The following is a 17,482-nucleotide window of genomic DNA, read 5'->3' on the forward strand; positions in this document are numbered from 1 at the left end:
GATCGACCAAGAGTCGATACGATTTCGTCGTGCCCCACAGCTCCGCGACCGGCGGTCTCTCCCTACCCTGGGCCCTGTGCTCATGTCCGTGACGACCAGGCCCCGCGCCAGCCTCGGCCGGGTCATCGAAGACCTCGGCAACACCCTGCTCGAGGTCGTGAGCGGTGCGGCCGACGACGACGCCGAGATCGAGACGGTCGTCATCCACGACGTCCTCGACGACGCCATGCCGATGCGCGGTGCCCTCGTCCTCGGCGTCGGGCTGAGCGACCCCGAGGAGATCGCCGCACTGCTGCAGACCCTCGCCGCCCAGCACGCCTCCGCCCTCGTGCTACGCGCCCCGGTGCGCGCCGAGCAGCCGGTGCGCGATGCGTCCGAGGCCACCGGCATCCCTGTCCTCGCCCTCACCCGCGGGGCGTCGTGGGCACAGTTGGCCGCGATGCTGCGCTCGCTCATCGCCGAGGGCGACGTCGGCGATCAGGGAGCCACCACGCTCGGCGGGATGCCTTCCGGCGATCTCTTCGCCCTCGCCAACGCGATCGCCACCCTGTTGAACGCACCGGTCACGATCGAGGACCGCAACTCCCGGGTCGTCGCGTTCTCGGGGCGCCAGCACGAAGCCGATCCGGCACGCATCGAGACGGTTCTCGGACGACAGGTCCCCGAGCGGTTCGCACGCCAGCTCGAAGAGCGCGGGGTCTTCCAGGAGCTGTATCGCAGCGAGGATCCGATCGACGTCGGTCCGGTGCTCAACACCGAGGGCCTTCCGTCCTTCCCCCGCGTGGCGCTGGCGGTACGCGCGGGCGACGAGATCCTCGGATCGATCTGGGCCGCGGTGCAGGAACCGCTCTCCCCCGACCGTGTGCGTGCGCTGAAGGACTCCGCCGGCTTGGTGGCCCTGCACATGCTGCGCCTGCGGGCCGGTGCCGATGTCGAGCGCCGGCTGCGCGCCGACCTGCTCGCCACCATCCTCGAAGGGGGTCCGGGGGCGGCGGATGCCACGGCGCGGCTGCGGCTGAACGACCACCGATGCGTGGTCCTCGCGCTGTCCGCCGCGGAAGAGGCCGACGACGAACCATCGGCCGGCGCCCGGGGCGTCGCGGAGAGACAGCACATCGCCGACGCCTTCGCCGTGCACCTGGGCGCGGTCTACCTCCGTTCCGCCGTCGCCGTGATCGGCGATGTCGTGTACGCCGTGGTCGGCACCCGCCCGGAGCAGGGCGATGCCGAATCCGGAGCCGAGCGCAGCGACGCTGACAACCGCGCTGCGCGTGTGGCCACCGACTTCCTCGGTCGGCTCGGAGCGACCAGCGAGATCCGCATCGGCGTCGGTACCGTGGCGGACGAGACCACCGGCATCCCCTCATCCCGCGCGAACGCCGACCGCGCCCTCCGCGTGGTCCGACAGGCCCCGTCGCATGAACCGGTGGCACGCTTCACCGCTGTGCAGATGGAGGCACTGCTGGTCGAGCTCGGCGACCTCGTGCGTGCACGGGGTGACCAGCCCACCGGCCCCGTCGCCCAGCTCCTCGCCCAGGATCGGGAGAAGGGCACGCACCTGGTCGAGACGCTGCGGGCCTGGCTCGATGCCTTCGGCGATGTCGCGGTGGCCGCGGCCCGGGTCTACACGCACCCGAACACCTTCCGGTATCGGCTGCGCCGACTGTCGGAGATCAGCGGACTCGATCTGACCGATCCGGAAGCCCGGTTCTCGGCCATGGTGCAGCTGCGTCTGCTCGTTCCCCGCGACTGACGCACCCCTCGCACCATCAGGGGACAGCGCCACCTCAGGGACAGGGCCGCATCAGCGGACAGCGCCACCTCAGGGACAGCGCCTGCCCCGCCCCTCCCGGGGACGGGGCCGGCAGAGGCTCGTGGCCCGTCGCCGTCGACACCCGGCAGGGGCGGCTCGTGGCCTCTCCGTCGAGTGCGCGTGATGCCCGCTCGTGGCCGACATCCTGCGTATCTGACACTCATTTCAACACGTATAGGGCATTCAGACCATAGAGTGAGTTTCGATTGATCGATCCGATCAGTCCACACGACCCGAAGAAGGTGACGGTGATCGAAATGGCCAACCTCGACGAGACCGACCGACGGATCCACACGGTGCTCGACACCGACCCACGGCGCCCGGTGGCCCTGATCGCCCAGGACCTCGGCCTCGCACGCGGCACCGTGCACGCACGTCTCGACCGTCTCGAGTCGGGTGGCTATCTGCGTGCGCACAGCTCGCGCATCCTCCCGCAGGCACTGGGCCGCGGCGTCGCCGCCTCGATCCTCGTCGAGCTCGACCAGCACAAGATCACCGCCGCGATCGAGGCGCTCAGCCGTGTTCCCGAGGTGCTGGAGTGCTTCGCGCCGGCCGGTGACACCGACCTGCTGCTGCGCGTCGTCGCCCGGGACCCGGACGACCTCTACCGCGTCGCCGAGGTGGTGCGGCTGTGCCCCGGCATCCTCCGCACCTCGACGAGCCTGTTCCTGCGCGAGGTCATCCCCTACCGGGTGAGCGCACTGCTGCAGGCGGAGTGAGCGTCTCGCCCGTCAGCCGATGATGCGCGCGCCCGGAACGGGACCGTGCACATGCAGGGGGTCGAGCCCTCCCTCCCGCAGCGAGGACTGCACGTCCTGTGCGGTCTCGGGATCGGGGCACAGCAGTGCCACGGTGGGTCCGGAACCGGAGACGATGCCCTGCAACGCGCCGGCAGCGACCCCCTGACGGATCGTGTCAGCGAGGTCGGGTCGCTCGTAGAGGGCCGCAGCCTGCAGATCGTTGAACAGCGTCTCGGCGAGCCTCACCGGGTCGCCCGACCGGAGCGCCTGCAGCACCGGGATGGGCACGTCGAGCGACAGCGGCGGATCGTCGGCGAGAGCCCCCTCCTCCTCGCGCAGCAGGTCGAGGCGCTCGTAGACCACGGGCGTCGAGAGCCCCTGCTCGCTGGGCACCAGGATCCAGTCGAAGCGTCCGCGCGCGAGTGCCGGGTTGAGCTGATCGCCGCGACCGGTGCCGACCGCCGTGCCGCCGTGCAGCGCGAAGGGCACATCCGCGCCGAGACGCGCGGCGAGGTCGTGCAGGCGCGTCTGCGACAGCCCGGTGCCCCACAGCGCATCGCAGGCGACCAGGGCGGCCGCAGCATCCGCAGATCCTCCCCCCATGCCCCCCGCGACGGGCACACTCTTGCGGATCTCCAGGGCGACTCCGCCGCGATGATCCACGGCCGCGGCGAGCAGCTTGGCCGCACGCATCGCGAGGTTGCGGTCGTCGAGAGGAACCGAGCCGATGTCTTCCACACCCGAGACCGTGACCGAGAAGTCGTCGGCCGGGCGCGCGATCACGTCTTCGTAGAGGGAGACCGCCTGGAACACCGTCGCCAGCGCGTGGTAGCCGTCGTCATGCCGCCCGCCGACCCCGAGAAAGACGTTGATCTTCCCCGGGGCGCGCACGTGCACGGAATCGGTGAACGCGGCATGGCTCATGATCGGGTCACAGCTCCGAGGACTTCGCCCACAGGTTGACGTCGATGGCGCCGGCGAGCTCGTCGATGCGGGCGAGCTCCTCCGTCGTGAAGGCGGGTCCGTTCACCGCCGCGATGTTCTCGTCCAGCTGTTCGGGACGGGAAGCGCCGATCAGTGCGGAGGCCACGACGGGGGTGCGCAGCGTCCACTGCAGGGCGAGCTGCGCGAGCGACTGGCCGCGTCCCTGCGCGACCTCGTTGAGTGAACGCAGCGTCTGCACCGCGTCGTCGGTGAGCCGCCCCTCCGGCAGCGAGCCGCGCTTCTGCGCGCGCTCGGCCGTACCGTCGCCGAGGTACTTGTCGGTGAGCAGCCCCTGCGCCAGCGGCGTGAAGGCGATCGCCCCCAGGCCCGACTGCTCGAGGGTGGCGGTCAGGCCGTCCTCGACCCAGCGGTTGAGGATCGAATACGCGGGCTGATGGATGACCAGCGGCGTGCCGAGGTCCTTCGCGACCGCGACGGCCTCGGCCGTGCGCTCGGCGCTGTAGGACGAGATCCCGACGTACAGGGCCTTGCCCTGACGCACGAGCGTGTCGAGCGCGCCGACCGTCTCGGCGATCGGGGTGACCGGGTCGACGCGGTGCGAGTAGAAGATGTCGACGTAGTCGAGACCCATGCGGGTCAAGGACTGCTCTGCACTGGCGAGGATGTACTTGCGGCTCGCGAAGTCGCCGTAGGGGCCGGGCCACATGTCCCACCCGGCCTTCGACGAGATGATCAGCTCGTCGCGGTACGGGCGGAGGTCTTCGGCGAAGATGCGCCCGAAGTTCTTCTCGGCCGAGCCGTAGGGCGGGCCGTAGTTGTTCGCCAGATCGAAGTGCGTGATGCCGCGGTCGAACGCGTGGCGCAGCAGTGCGCGCTGGTTGTCGAGCGGGATGTTGTCGCCGAAGTTCCACCACAGCCCGAGCGAGATCGGGGGCAGGTAGAGGCCGGACGTGCCGACCTGGCGGTAGGCGAACTGCTGGTAGCGGTTCTCGTCCGCCGCATACGGACGGTGCAGCTCGGGGACATCGGGGCGGAAGCGGGGGGAGTCGGTCACGGTGCCAGATTACTGGGTGGGAGCGACGTCGTCGGTGACGATCTCCGCAGCGGCGTCCGCCGCCGGGGCATGCTGCGCGATGCGCTGGTAGTCCTCGACCGTGAGGTCTTCTCCGCGTGCGGTCGGGGCGACGCCGGCGGCGATCAGCACCTCCGACGCCGCGGCCGAGCTGCCGAAGATCCCGGAGAGGGCCTGGCGGAGCATCTTGCGGCGCTGGTTGAACGCCGCGTCCACGATCTGGAACGTGCGGCGACGCTCCTCCTCGGTGCCGCGCTCGCCCTCGGAGCGGTCGAAGCCGACCAGCAGGCTGTCGACGTTCGGCACCGGCCAGAACACCTGGCGGGAGACGTTTCCGGACAGCTTCCACTCCCCGTACCAGGCGGCCTTGACGCTGGGCGAGCCGTAGATCTTCGAGCCGGGCTTCGCGGCCAGGCGCTCGGCGACCTCGGCCTGGACCATCACGACGCCGCGCTGGAGGTAGGCGAAGTTCTCGAGGAAGTGCAGCAGCACCGGCACCGAGACGTTGTAGGGCAGGTTGGCCACCAGCACGGTGGGCTCCCCCGGCAGCGCGGTGATGCGCAGCGCATCCGCATCGACGACCGTGAGCCGATCGGCCTCGACGCCGTGCTCGGCCGCGGTCTGCGCGAGGCGGGCGGCCAGTCGGTGATCGATCTCGACGGCTGTGACGGAGGCGCCGGTCTCGAGGATCGCGAGCGTCAGGGAGCCGAGCCCCGGTCCGACCTCGACCACACGCTCGTGCGGCTGCACGCGGGCCGCCTGCACGATCTTGCGGACGGTGTTCGCATCGGTGACGAAGTTCTGGCCGAGCTTCTTCGTCGGGGTGACGTCGAGCTCGGCGGCGAGGCGGCGGATCTCGGTGGCGCCGAGCAGGGTGACGGTCATCCCCCCATTCTCCCCCACTCCTTCGATGTCCCCCGCCGTCAGTAGTCTTCTCTGGTGCCTTCTCTCGGTGAACTCGTCGCGCCCCGCCGCATGGGCCGAGACTTCCGCTGGCTGCTCGCGTCGTCGTGGACGAGCAACGTCGGCGACGGCGTCGCGCTCGCGGCCGCTCCGCTGCTCATCGCGTCGATGACCTCGTCGCCGATCCTGGTGGCGGCCGGCGCGATCCTGCAGTTCCTCCCCTGGCTGCTCTTCGGCCTGCACGCCGGCGCGATCGCCGACCGCTTCGACCGTCGTCGCCTGGTCATGTTCGCCAACGCCGCCAGAGCCCTCGTACTCGCAGCTCTCTGCGTGTTCCTCCTCACCGGGATCGCGAACATCTGGATCGTGCTCGCGGTCGCGTTCCTCTACGGCACCGCCGAGGTCTTCGTCGACACGGCGGGAAGCACGCTGCTGCCCATGCTCGTGAAACCCGCAGACCTCGGCGTCGGCAACGCGCGCCTGCAGGCCGGATACCTGGTCGCGAACCAGTTCGCCGGTCCCCCGCTGGGAGCATTCCTGTTCGCGGCCGGCACGGCGTGGCCCTTCCTGCTCGAGGTCGTGTGCGTGAGCTTCGCCGTGGTGCTCATCTCGCGCATGGCGAAGACGCCCGTCCCGCCCCGGGAGACCGACACCCACCCGCCCGTGCACACCGACATCGCCGAAGGCCTGCGGTGGCTGTGGCGCAACCCGCCGGTGCGGATGCTGGTGCTCATCATCCTGGTCTTCAACATCACCTGGGCGGCACCCTGGGGCGTCCTCGTGCTGTACGCCACCGAGCACCTGCACATGGGCGCGGTCGGCTACGGTGCCCTCACGACCGCGTCCGCGGCGGGTGGCATCCTCGCGACCCTCAGCTTCGGGTGGCTGGAGCGGCATGTCTCCTTCGCGACGCTGATGCGCGTCGTGCTCTCGCTCGAGGTGCTCATGCACCTGTCTTTCGCACTCACCACCACCGGGTGGGTCGCCCTGGTCATCATGTTCTTCTTCGGCGCCTACGCGTTCGTGTGGGGCACGATCTCCACGACCGTCCGACAGCGACTGGTCCCCGCCGAGCTCCAGGGACGGGTGGCGTCGGTGAACATGGTCGGAGTGTTCGGCGGCATGGTCGTCGGGCAGGCGCTCGGCGGCGTGATCGCCCAGGTGTGGGGGCTCACCGCACCGTGGTGGTTCGCGTTCGTCGGCGCAGCCCTCACCCTGCTGCTGGTGTGGAAGCCCATCTCGCAGATCGTGTCGGCGAAGCCCATCGCCGACACCGCGCCCGACGACGCGGAACCCGCGAGTCGGTCGGCGAACGAGCCTCAGGAGTCGAAGGAGCCGTAGACCCGCAGCGTGTTCTCGGCGAGCTGGGCGCACAGCTCATCCACGTCGAGACCGAGCTCTGCGGCCATGAAGCGCACCGTGATCGGCACCAGGTAGGGCGCGTTCGGGCGTCCGCGCAGCGGCACCGGGGTGAGGAACGGCGCATCCGTCTCGACCAGGAGGCGATCGAGCGGGGTGACCTTCAACGCATCGCGCAGATTCTGGGCGTTCTTGAACGTGACGTTGCCGGCGAACGACAGGTGGTACCCGGCGTCGGCGCAGATGCGCGCCATCGCGTCGTCGCCCGAGAAGCAGTGGAACACCGTGCGCTCCGGGGCACCGAGGCGGGCGAGCGTCTCCAGCACCGCGTCGTGTGCGTCGCGGTCGTGGATCTGCATCGCGATGCCGTGCTTCTTCGCGAGCGCGATGTGCGCCTCGAACGACTCGAACTGCGGCGCCAGCCGTTCGGGCTCCGTGCGGAAGAAGTCCAGCCCCGTCTCGCCGATCGCCCGGGTGCGCGGGTGCGCGGCGAGCTCGTCGATCACCGCGATCGCCTCATCCAGATGTCCCTCCTCTGCGTACGTCGGCGCATCGTTCGGGTGGATCGCGACGGCGGCCAGCACACGAGGGTCGGATGCCGCGGCCTCGACCGCCCACCGCGACGACTCGATGTCGCCCGAAGCCTGCACGACCCCGGCGATGCCCACGGCCGCCGCCCGGTCGAGCTGCTCGGTCAGCGACAGCGGCTGATCACCGTCGACGATCTCCAGGTGCGCATGGTTGTCGTACACCGGAACCGTCAGCGGTTCGGGGGCGGACGGATACTTCAGATCCTTGCGTCCGTCCCCCGAACGCTCACGCACGTAGGTCTCGGCCATCTCTTCGCGCTCTGTGTTCCGGGCCGCGGCTCAGCCCGCTGACTCCACCCGCGGGAACAGCGGCGAGAGGCCGTTGACACTGGTACCGGGGCGCAGCACGCCCCAGGCGCCCGCCTCGCGGATCGGCTGGTCCTGCAGGCGACCCAGGGTCTCGGCGGCGCCGAGGGCGACCCAGAGCTTCTCGGTCGATTCCGGCATCACCGGCGACAGCAGCACCGCGAGCGCGCGCAGCCCCTCGGCGCAGGTGTACAGCACGGTGCCGAGGCGCGCGCGCTGGCCCTCGTCTCCGCTGTTCGCCTGCTTGGCCAGTGCCCACGGCTCGTTCGCGGTGATGTAGCCGTTGAGCGCATCGACGATCGTCCAGATCGCCGAGATCGCCTCATCGATGCGGAACTGCGCGATGGACGCATCCGCATTCGTCGCCGCATCCGCCACGATCTTCTGGATCGCGAGGTCCTTCTCGGTGTACTCGGCCGCGGGCGGCACGACGCCCTCGAAGTACTTCTCGATCATCGCGGTGGTGCGCGAGGCGAGGTTGCCGAAGCCGTTCGCGAGCTCGGCCTGGTAGCGGGCCGACAGGTCTTCCCACGAGAAGGATCCGTCCTGACCGAACGCGATCGCCGAGAGGAAGTAGAAGCGGTATGCGTCGGAACCGAAGACGTCGGTGATCTCGGTCGGCGCGATGCCGGTGAGCTTCGACTTCGACATCTTCTCGCCGCCCACGAGCAGCCAGCCGTGCGCGAACACGCCCTTCGGCACGTCGAGGCCGGCCGCCATCAGCAGCGCGGGCCAGATCACCGCGTGGAAGCGCAGGATGTCCTTGCCGACCACATGGTAGGCGGGCCAGCGCCGCTCGAAGGTCTCCTCATCGGAGCCGTAGCCCACGCCCGTGGCGTAGTTCAGCAGGGCGTCGACCCACACGTAGATGACATGCGATTCGTCCCAGGGCAGCGGGATGCCCCAGTCGAAGGTCGAACGCGAGATCGACAGGTCCTTCAGACCCTGGCTCACGAAGGAGACAACCTCGTTGCGCGCGGAGTCGGGGCGCACGAAATCGGGCTGGGTCTTGTAGAGCTCGAGCAGGCGGTCCTGGAACTCGCTGAGCTTGAAGAAGTAGTTCTTCTCCTGCAGCAGTTCGAGAGGCTTGGAGTGGATCGCGCAGACCTTGAGTCCCTCGAAAGGACCGGTGCCGTCGACGATCTCCGACTCGGGCTTGAACTCCTCGCAGCCCACACAGTAGAGCGCCTCGTACTCGCCCGCGTAGATGTACCCGCGGTCGTACAGGCGTTGGAAGAACGTCTGCACGTTCGTCTCGTGCCGCTCCTGCGTCGTGCGGATGAAGTCGTCGTTGGCGACGTCGAGAGTCGTCAGCAGCGGGAACCAGCTCTCGCTGACGAGCTTGTCGACCCATTCCTGCGGGGTGACGTTGTTCGCCGCCGCCGCGCGCAGCATCTTCTGACCGTGCTCGTCGGTGCCCGTGAGCATCCAGGTGTCATCCCCCGCCTGGCGGTGCCACCGTGCGAGCGTGTCGACGGCCACCGTCGTGTACCCGTGACCGATGTGAGGCACGTCGGACGGGTAGTAGATGGGCGTGGTGATGTAGAAGGATTCGCCTGCGGGCATGGAGCAATTCTAGGTGCGATGCCGCGGGTGGTTACGCGCTCAGCCGACGGAGACGTCGATGCGGTGCCATCCCTGCGCGCCGTCGGGTGCCGGGGCAGCCGGATCCGAGGTCTGCGTCTCGCCGTCGGCGCTCAGCGCCCGGCATTCGATGGTGTGCGCACCGCTCTCGGCGGTCCAGTCGAGACTCCACTGCACCCATGTGTCGGCGGAGATCGCGGTCGCGAGCTCGGCGGCGCGCCACGGGCCGTCGTCGATGCGCACCTCCACCCCGGCGATGCCGACGTGCTGCTGCCAGGCCATCCCGGCGATCACCGCGGCCCCCGCCGGGACCGACTGCCCACGGCGCGGGACGTCGATGCGGGACTGCAGCTTGATGGGCCCGCGATCCGACCACCCTCGCGTCGTCCAGTAGGCCGTGGCACGGTCGAACCGCGTCACCTCCAGCTGTGTGACCCACTTCGTGGCCGACACATAGCCGTAGAGACCCGGCACCACCATCCGCACCGGGAATCCGTGCTCGATCGGCAGCGGCTCTCCGTTCATGCCGATCGCGAGCAGAGCGTCGCGGTCATCCGTGAGCGCCTCGATCGGGGTCGATGCCGTGAAGCCGTCGGCCGAGGTCGAGAGCACCATGTCGGCGTCGGGATCCACACCCGCGCGCGCGAGCAGCTCCCGCACCGGAAGACCCAGCCAGCGGGCGTTGCCGATCAGTGATCCCCCGACCTCGTTCGACACGCAGGCGAGCGTCACGTCGGACTCCTGCATCGGCATGGCCAGCAGCTCGTCCCAGGTGATCTCGATCTCGCGGTCGACCATCCCGTGGATGCGCAACGACCAGTCGGCCGGGTCGACCTGCGGCACGATGAGCGCGGTGTCGATCCGGTAGAACTCCGCGTTCGGCGTCACGACGGGAGCCAGACCGCGGATCCCCAGCTCCGCGCCGGCAGGAACCGCGGCTGCTGCGCGTGCCGCGGTCGGCAGCCGCAGAGCCTCGCGGACGGCTTCGATCGAACGGCTCGCGCCGCGCGCGACGTTCCCGACGATGAGAGCCACGGCACCGGCCGCGGCGACCCCGACGGTCCACAGCAGGAACCGTCTCCGGTCCTCGTCGTCGGGCTGCAGGCCCGCGACCGGTCGCAGGCGTGCCACGAGGAGACGCAGAGTGATCACCGCCACGAACCCGGCGATGAGACCGGGGAGCCAGGCGAAGGGTCCCGCGCCGGGTCGGATCATCGCCGCGACGACGGCGAGAACGCCGAGGGCTCCCAGGATCACCGCCCCGAGACCGGATCGTCTGCGCTCCAGGATCCCGGCGACGGCGGCGACGACGACGAGCACGACGGCGATCCCCGTGATCAGGGCCGCCTTGTCCCCGGTGCCGAACAGCGCGATGGCGGTGTCCTTCGCCCAGCTCGGTGCGAGATCGATGAGCCCGCTCCCGATCACGGCGAACGGGCTCGCGCTCGGCTCCACCACCGCGGCGACGAGCTCCGCCAGGCCGACGGCGAGGAACGACGCGCTCAGGCCGGCGGCGGCTGCCCGGAGGGCGTCCCGCCGCGTCTCTTCCCCCCGCGTCGCGTGCATCGCGTTCGTCATGACCCGAGGGTAACCCCGCCGCGGATGCCGGGGGCGCATCCGCGGCGGGGTCGGCGGCGCCTCTCAGAGGCCGTTGCGGCGCGCGACCTCTCCGAGCCAGGCGAGCGACGGCTTCGGCGAGCGCTCGAACGTCTCGTGGTCGAAGCCGATCAGGCCGAACGTGGGCCGGAAGCCACTGGCCCATTCGTAGTTGTCGAGGGCGCTCCAGTGCTGGTAGGCGCGCACGTCGATGCCGTCGGAGATGGCGCGGTGCAGTCCTTCGAGCGCACCCTGCGTGTAGGCGATGCGCCGCGTGTCGTCAGCGGTCGCGATGCCGTTCTCGGTCACGAGCACGGGCACTCCCCCGCTGCGCTCCCAGGCGCTGCGCACTCCCATCTCGAGCGCCTCGGGGAAGAACTCCCAGCCGGTCAGCGTGGTCTCCACATCGTCCGCCACCGGGCGCGGGCCCTCGGGACCGATGAAGGTGCGGGTGTAGGCCTGCACGCCGACGAAGTCGTCGCCGGCCGACTGGTCGAGGTACCAGTGGTCGCGGGGGTCGCCGTACGCGGCGAGCATCTCGTCGGCTCCCGGCTCTCCCGTGGAGTGGAACGCCTGCGTGGCGATGGTCCATCCGGCCTTGACACCGGGCACCGAATGCAGGATCTCCGATGCGCGGTGGTGCGCCTCGAGCAGCGTGTCGGCGACGGCGAGGTCGGGGTTCGGGAGGCCGTAGGCGACGAGGTTCGCCGCGTCCTCTCCCCCGGCCAGCATCGCCGCGATGTTCGGCTCGTTGATCGTGCACACGTAGTCGATGCCGTCGAGGATCGGCAGCACGGTCTCGACGTAGCGGGCGAACAGATCCACCGCGTCGTCGGCACGCCAGAAGCCGTCCTTCTGGAACCACTGCGGCACCGTGAAGTGCATGAGCGTGACCGTGGGGTCGAGCCCGTTCTCGCGGGCGGTGTCGATCATGCGACGGTAGTGGTCGAGCATCGCCCGGGAGACGAAGCCGCGCTCGGGCTCGATCCGCGCCCACTCCACCGAGAACCGGTAGGAGTTCAGCCCGGCGGCGGCGAGCAGCCGCATGTCCTCCGGGTAGCGGTGGAAGTGGTCGGCGGCGTCACCGGAGGGCTCCACCATGGGCGAGCCGGGCGCGTGTTCCATCGCCCACCAGTTGCTCGTGGTGTTGTTGCCCTCCACCTGGTGGGCCGCTGTCGCGGCACCCCACAGGAAGCCGTCGGGGAATGCGAGCACGAGTGCTCTCCTCTCTCTTGTGTTGAAGTCGTGACGGTCAGCGCAGGCGCGCGGGGTTGGGCACGGCGTCGAGCAACTGGATCGTGTACGGATCCTCCGGATGCTGCAGCACCTCCGCGGTCTCGCCGCGTTCGACCACCCGACCGCCGTTGAGCACCAGGATGTTCTGGGTCACCAGGCGCGCGCTCAGCAGGTCGTGCGTGATGTAGAGCATGCTGATGCCCCATCTCTCGCGCAGATCCTCCAGCAGCGCCAGCACTCCGGCGCGCAGGGATACGTCGAGCATCGACACGGGCTCGTCGGCGATCAGCACCTGCGGGTCACTCGCGAGCGCCCTGGCGATCACGACGCGCTGCCGCTGCCCGCCGGAGAGCTGGTGCGGCAGCTTGGCGGCGAACTGCTCGACGGGCGTGAGGCCCACCGTCTCGAGCAGTTCGAGCACTCGCGCCCTCGCCTCGGGCCCCCTCAGCGTCGTGTAGTTCATGACCGGACGGGTGAGGGCGTACTCGACCGTGTGCAGCGGGTTGAGCGCCGCATACGGATCCTGGAACACCATCTGCACGTCCTTGCGCAGGTCGCGCAGTCCACGGCGTTTGAGCGTCGCGACGTCGACATCGCCGAAGTGCACCGTACCGGAGGTCGGCTTCTCGACCCCCGTCAGCATCTTGGCGATGGTCGACTTGCCCGAGCCCGAGGCGCCCACGAGTGCCAGGGCCTCCCCCGGTTCGAGACGAAACGACACGTCGTCGACCGCGGTCACGGCGTCCTGCCCACGTCGAGGGGCCGGGTAGTGCTTCGAGACGCCCTCCACCACGATCGCCGCATCCGCACGACGGGTGTCGCGCGACGACACGGTCGGCAGCGTCTCGGTGACGTCGGTCCGCGCACGTCCTTCACGACGGCGGGTACCGGCGTCGAGGAAGCCGGGGATCTCGATCTTCTCCGCGCGGGGGTCCGCGTAGTGGCTGAGGAGCATCCGGGTGTACTCGTCCTGCGGGCGCTCGAGGATGTCGATGCTCCTCGCGTCTTCGACGATGTGCCCTTCGTGCATCACCATCACCCGGTCCGTCGCCTCGAGCACGATGCCGAGGTCGTGACTGATGAGGATGGCGGTGAAGTGCTCGGCCCGCTGCAGCTCCTTGATCGTGTCCATCACCGCGTGCTGCACGAGCACGTCGAGCGCCGTGGTGGGCTCGTCGAACACCATCAGCTGTGGTTCGAGAGACAGTGCGAGCGCGATCGAGGCACGCTGGCGCATACCGCCGGAGAGCTCACCCGGGTAACGAGCGAGCACCGACGCGTCGAGGCCAACCTTGCCGATGAGCTCACGGGCACGCGCATCGCGGGCGTCCTTGGGCACGTGTCCGTGCGCCGCGAAGATGTCGCGGAAGTGGTTGCCGATCGTGCGCACGGGGTTGAGGGCGTTCATGCCCGACTGCAGCACCATGGCGAATCCGCCCTGACGCTGACGACGCAGCTCCTCGGCATCCAGCTCGCGGATGTCGCGCCCGCCGAAGAGGATGCGCCCAGCGCTGATGCGCGCCGGGGGCTTCTGCAGTCGCGTGAGGGCGAAGCCGAGGGTCGACTTGCCCGACCCCGACTCGCCGACCAGACCGACGAACTCGCCGCGGCGGAGCGAGAACGACACGTTCTCGACCGCGGTGACGGGCTTCGTGCCCGGCGACGCGTATTCGACGGACAGCCCCTGCACCTCGAGCAGGATGTCGTTCTCCGTGGTGGTGGTCGCGGGTGCCATGGCGGTCATCGACCCTTCCCCTCTCGCAGGCGCGGATTGGAGATGCCGTCCACGCCGAAGTTGATCAGTGTCAGGCTCAGCGCCAGCAGTGCGATGCACAGACCGGGGGCGAACAGCAGCAGCCACTGTCCGGTGAGCAGGGAGTTGGAGTTCTGCGCCCAGTAGAGCATGGTGCCCCAGCTGACGATGCTGGAGTCGCCGAGGCCGAGGAACTCCAGGCCCGCCTCCGCCAGGATCGCGGCCGTCGCCGCCCCGAAGAGCGTGCCGGCGATGATCGACGTCATGTTGGGCAGGATCTCGCGGAAGATGATGCGCGTCCTGCTGTCACCCGAGAACTGCGCCGAGGTGACAAAGTCGTTGCCGCGCAGCGACTGCGTCTGGCTGCGGAGCACACGGGCGCCCCAGGCCCAGCCGGTCACCACGATGACCGCGATGATCATCAGGATGCCGCCGTTCTGCAGGTACGCGGCGATCACGATCATGAGCGGGAGTCCGGGGATCACCAGGAAGAGGTTGACGATGAAGCCGACCACCTCGCCGGCGAAACCGCGCATGTAGCCCCAGCTGAGACCGATGAGCACCGCCACGATGGTCGACAGGATGCCGGCGGCGAAGCCGACGAGCAGGCTGACCTGTGCGCCGTAGATGAGCTGGCTGAGCACGTCCTCCCCCGCGGCCGTCGTGCCGAGCCAGTGCGCCCACGACGCATCGGCGTTGCGCTCGAAGGTGTTGTCCTTCGCGCCGTAGGGGGCGAGGACGGGGGCGAACACCGCCACGAGCACGAAGAAGGCGAGGATGCACAACCCGAGCCGTGCCTTGCCATTGCTCCAGAGGGTGGCGACCATGCGCCCGAAGGCGCGCCATGGGCTGGGCGCAGCGATGCGCTCGGCGGGGATCTTGACGTTCATGGTGGAAGTCATCGGCGGGTCCTTGGGTCGAGTACCCCGTACAGGATGTCAACGAGGAAGTTGGCGATGAGCACGCTCACGGTGATCATCAGGAAGAGCGCCTGCATGAGCGGGTAGTCCTGCCCGATCACGGCGTTGAAGAGCAGATAGCCGATGCCCGGATACCCGAACACCTGTTCCACCAGGATCGATCCGCCGACCACACCGCCGAGCGTGAGCCCGAAGCCGGTGAGGTTCGGCAGGATCGCGTTGCGCGCGGCGTAGCGGAGGGCGATCGTGCGGCCGTGCAGCCCGTTCGCCTCGCCGAACGTGATGTAGTCCTCGCCGAGCGTGTTGATCATGGCGTTGCGCATGCCGATGATCCATCCGCCCAGGGAGGTGAGCAGGATCGTCAGGGCCGGCAGGAACGCGTGGCTGAGCAGGTCTCCGAGGAACTCCCAGGTGAACCCGGGTGTCGTGGTCGCCGAATAGGCGCCGGTGGTCGGGAACCAGTGCAGCACGTAGCCGAAGAAGAACAGCAGCAGCAGCGCGGTCCAGAAGTACGGGAACGTGCTGAGGAACGAACCGGTCAGCGTCGGGAGCGTGTCGAGCCAGGTGCCGCGACGCCAGGCGGCGGCGACGCCGATGAGCGTGCCGATCACGAACGCGAGGATCGTGACGATGCCGACGAGCCCGATCGTGTACGGCAGCGCCGTGGACACCATGCTCGACACCGACTGCGGATAGAACGTGTACGAGACGCCGAAGTCGAGCCGGACGACCTGGCCGAGATAGGCGATGTACTGGTCCCACAGCGATCCGGTCGGAACACCCAACTGCGCCTCGATGGCGGCGCGCGTGGCGTCCGACACCGGCCCGTTCTGGGACAGCTTGGCGATGGCGGCATCCGCCGGGGAACCGGGCATCATGCGCGGGAGGAAGAAGTTCAGGGTGACCGCGGCCCACAGGGTGAGCACGAACAGGCCGAACTTCTGGAGCACGTACTTCACTTGTCGTCCTCCTTCACGCGCTCGAGCCGGGTGAAGATGCCCAGCGGCGCGGAGTCGTAGTTCTGCGGGATCATGTACGGGTCTTCCTCACTCGGCCAGCCGGTGAACTTGGCGTCGCTGAACAGGCCCCAGATGCCGCCGTAGTAGAGGCCGATCACAGGCATCTCGTCGTAGACGACGCCCTGCAGCTCCTTCACGATCTCGGCCTGGCGGGCGGCGTCGACGGTCTCGCGATACTCGGCGAGCAGTGCGTCGACCTTGTCCGACTTGTAGCGCTCGAAGTTGTTCGCGGTCGGCTTTCCCGACGGCACGTAGAACTCGCTGGAGAGCAGGTTGTTGTAGGCCTGGTACACGTCGCCGTTGCCCATGCCGCCGATCGCCATCTCGAAGTCGCCGTTGCTGATCGCGCTCTGATATCCCGCGGGCTGCGGAAGCTTGAGGGTGACCTTCACGCCGACGTCGGCGAGCTGGCTGCGCACGGTCTGCGCCGCCCTGGTCCAGTCGGAATACCCGTTCGCCGTGGTCAGCGCGAACTCGAGCTGCTCGCCGTTCGCGTCGACGAGACGGTCGCCGTCGAGGGTGTAGCCCGCGTCGGCGAAGGCGGCGAGAGCGGCATCCTCGTCCTGCGTGATCATGCCCTGATCGGGGATGCTCGGATCCAGGTACTGCTCCTGGTTCGGAAGGATGAGACCCGTCTGACCCGCCGGCTTCATGTATCCCTCGGAGGCGGTCTCTGCGATCTCCTCACGATCGAGGGAGAGCGCGATGCCGCGTCGCACGTTCACGTCGTCGAAGGGCGCGACCTCGAGGTTCGGCATCAACGCGATCACGCCGCCGGGCGGGAACCACCACGCGTTGTGCTCGCTCGCCGCGCCCCAGGTGCCCTCGACGTCGGAGATGAAGGAGTAGGCCCAGTCGTAACCGCGGGTGACGGTGTCGAGCTGCGAGTTCGTGGCGGGAAGGATGATGTGCTCGATCTCGATCGAGTCGGCCTGCCAGTAGTCGGGGTTCTTGTCCATCGAGTACTGCTGGTCGTTGTAGTTGCCGAGCACGAACGGCCCGGTTCCGACCGGATCCTCGTTGCGATACGTGCCGGGGTCCTTCACGTCGGACCAGAGGTGCTCGGGCACGATCATGGTCTGACCGAGGATCGCCAGCGATGGCGCGTCCTCGGTCTTGAGGTGCAGGATCACGTCGCTGCCCTCGGTCTCGACGCTGTCGAGGTGCTGCCATGCGCCCTTGATGTCGAGCGACGGGTTGTCCTTGAGCAGCTGGAACGTGAAGGCCACGTCCTCGGGTGTCAGGTCTTCGCCGTCGCTCCACTTCACGTCGTCGCGGATCGTCATGACGATCGTGCGCGCGTCGGGCTGACTCCATTCGGAGGCGAGCCACGGGTTCTGCGTGCCGTCGAGCGGATTGATCAGGATCAGCGGCTCGTAGATCCACCGCGACGCGGTGCGCGTGTTGGTGAGGTACGGGTTGAAGTTCTTCGTGAAGAACGGGTTGCCCTTGTCGGCATTGATCAGCATCGTGTCGGCGCCGATCGACGGATCGGGTTGGGATGTGATCTGGATGCTGCAGCCGCTGAGGGCGACCGCCACGGCCGCGAGGCCCACGATCGTCGCTCGGCGCCAGCGCTGCATCATGCGCCGTCCCGGTGTTCTGCCACCTGACATCTGCCACCTCATGTCGTCTCTGTCATGAAG

General features: G+C 68.9%; 14 protein-coding genes. 3 read left to right on the forward strand and 11 right to left on the reverse strand.

Going from position 1 to position 17,482, the window contains the following annotated elements; genetic code table 11:
• The first annotated feature begins 82 nt into the window (after positions 1-82).
• The gene (locus MicroSTF_RS06335; protein WP_029259618.1) at positions 83-1,753 is read left to right on the forward strand and encodes a helix-turn-helix domain-containing protein; all 1,671 of its coding nucleotides are present in this window, start codon (positions 83-85) and stop codon (positions 1,751-1,753) included.
• Between the two features lie 317 nt (positions 1,754-2,070).
• The gene (locus MicroSTF_RS06340; protein ID WP_322956353.1) at positions 2,071-2,532 is read left to right on the forward strand and encodes an Lrp/AsnC family transcriptional regulator; all 462 of its coding nucleotides are present in this window, start codon (positions 2,071-2,073) and stop codon (positions 2,530-2,532) included.
• A gap of 12 nt (positions 2,533-2,544) precedes the next feature.
• Here MicroSTF_RS06340 and MicroSTF_RS06345 read toward each other — a convergent pair whose 3' ends face one another.
• Genes MicroSTF_RS06345 through rsmA form a run of 3 tightly spaced genes read right to left on the reverse strand, consistent with a single transcriptional unit; the run spans position 2,545 to position 5,455 of the window.
• A complete protein-coding gene (locus MicroSTF_RS06345; RefSeq protein ID WP_021199898.1) occupies positions 2,545-3,477 on the reverse strand; it encodes a 4-(cytidine 5'-diphospho)-2-C-methyl-D-erythritol kinase in 933 nt (310 codons plus the stop codon).
• Positions 3,478-3,484: 7 nt separating this feature from the next.
• On the reverse strand, positions 3,485-4,552 hold the full coding sequence (mgrA, locus tag MicroSTF_RS06350) for an L-glyceraldehyde 3-phosphate reductase (RefSeq protein ID WP_029259616.1): 1,068 nt from the start codon (positions 4,550-4,552) through the stop codon (positions 3,485-3,487).
• A gap of 9 nt (positions 4,553-4,561) precedes the next feature.
• Positions 4,562-5,455, reverse strand: a complete 894-nt coding sequence (rsmA, locus tag MicroSTF_RS06355; protein WP_021199900.1) for a 16S rRNA (adenine(1518)-N(6)/adenine(1519)-N(6))-dimethyltransferase RsmA — start codon at positions 5,453-5,455, stop codon at positions 4,562-4,564.
• A 90-nt stretch (positions 5,456-5,545) separates the two neighbouring features.
• On the opposite strand from rsmA, the gene MicroSTF_RS06360 reads away from it, so the two are divergent.
• Positions 5,546-6,814 (forward strand): MFS transporter, encoded by a 1,269-nt coding sequence (locus tag MicroSTF_RS06360; RefSeq protein ID WP_136024226.1) that lies wholly within the window; start codon positions 5,546-5,548, stop codon positions 6,812-6,814.
• Here MicroSTF_RS06360 and MicroSTF_RS06365 read toward each other — a convergent pair.
• From MicroSTF_RS06365 to MicroSTF_RS06400, 8 genes are all read right to left on the reverse strand, one after another.
• Complete coding sequence (locus MicroSTF_RS06365) at positions 6,793-7,671, reverse strand: TatD family hydrolase (protein ID WP_322954307.1); 879 nt, start codon at positions 7,669-7,671, stop codon at positions 6,793-6,795. The two genes, MicroSTF_RS06360 and MicroSTF_RS06365, sit on opposite strands and share 22 nt — an antisense overlap.
• Before the next feature lie 30 nt (positions 7,672-7,701).
• Positions 7,702-9,294, reverse strand: a complete 1,593-nt coding sequence (gene metG / locus MicroSTF_RS06370) for a methionine--tRNA ligase (RefSeq protein WP_322954309.1) — start codon at positions 9,292-9,294, stop codon at positions 7,702-7,704.
• A gap of 39 nt (positions 9,295-9,333) precedes the next feature.
• Positions 9,334-10,890, reverse strand: coding sequence for a molybdopterin-dependent oxidoreductase (locus MicroSTF_RS06375; RefSeq protein WP_416338465.1), 1,557 nt, complete (start codon positions 10,888-10,890; stop codon positions 9,334-9,336).
• A 63-nt stretch (positions 10,891-10,953) separates the two neighbouring features.
• Entirely contained in the window at positions 10,954-12,123 is a 1,170-nt protein-coding gene (locus tag MicroSTF_RS06380) for a glycoside hydrolase family 1 protein (protein ID WP_021199905.1), read from the reverse strand.
• 37 nt (positions 12,124-12,160) lie between these two features.
• Entirely contained in the window at positions 12,161-13,888 is a 1,728-nt protein-coding gene (locus MicroSTF_RS06385; RefSeq protein ID WP_315071288.1) for an ABC transporter ATP-binding protein, read from the reverse strand.
• Positions 13,885-14,799 carry an ABC transporter permease gene (locus MicroSTF_RS06390; protein ID WP_021199907.1) on the reverse strand — a complete coding sequence of 305 codons (915 nt, stop codon included), beginning with the start codon at positions 14,797-14,799 and terminating at the stop codon, positions 13,885-13,887. Before MicroSTF_RS06390 ends, MicroSTF_RS06385 begins: the two co-directional genes overlap by 4 nt.
• Positions 14,796-15,776, reverse strand: a complete 981-nt coding sequence (locus MicroSTF_RS06395) for an ABC transporter permease (protein WP_021199908.1) — start codon at positions 15,774-15,776, stop codon at positions 14,796-14,798. The genes MicroSTF_RS06390 and MicroSTF_RS06395 overlap by 4 nt, the downstream gene beginning before the upstream one ends.
• Entirely contained in the window at positions 15,773-17,422 is a 1,650-nt protein-coding gene (locus MicroSTF_RS06400; RefSeq protein WP_021199909.1) for an ABC transporter substrate-binding protein, read from the reverse strand. Before MicroSTF_RS06400 ends, MicroSTF_RS06395 begins: the two co-directional genes overlap by 4 nt.
• Positions 17,423-17,482 lie beyond the last annotated feature (60 nt).

The organism is Microbacterium sp. STF-2 (assembly GCF_034650155.1).
GTDB classification, from domain to species: domain Bacteria; phylum Actinomycetota; class Actinomycetes; order Actinomycetales; family Microbacteriaceae; genus Microbacterium; species Microbacterium maritypicum_A.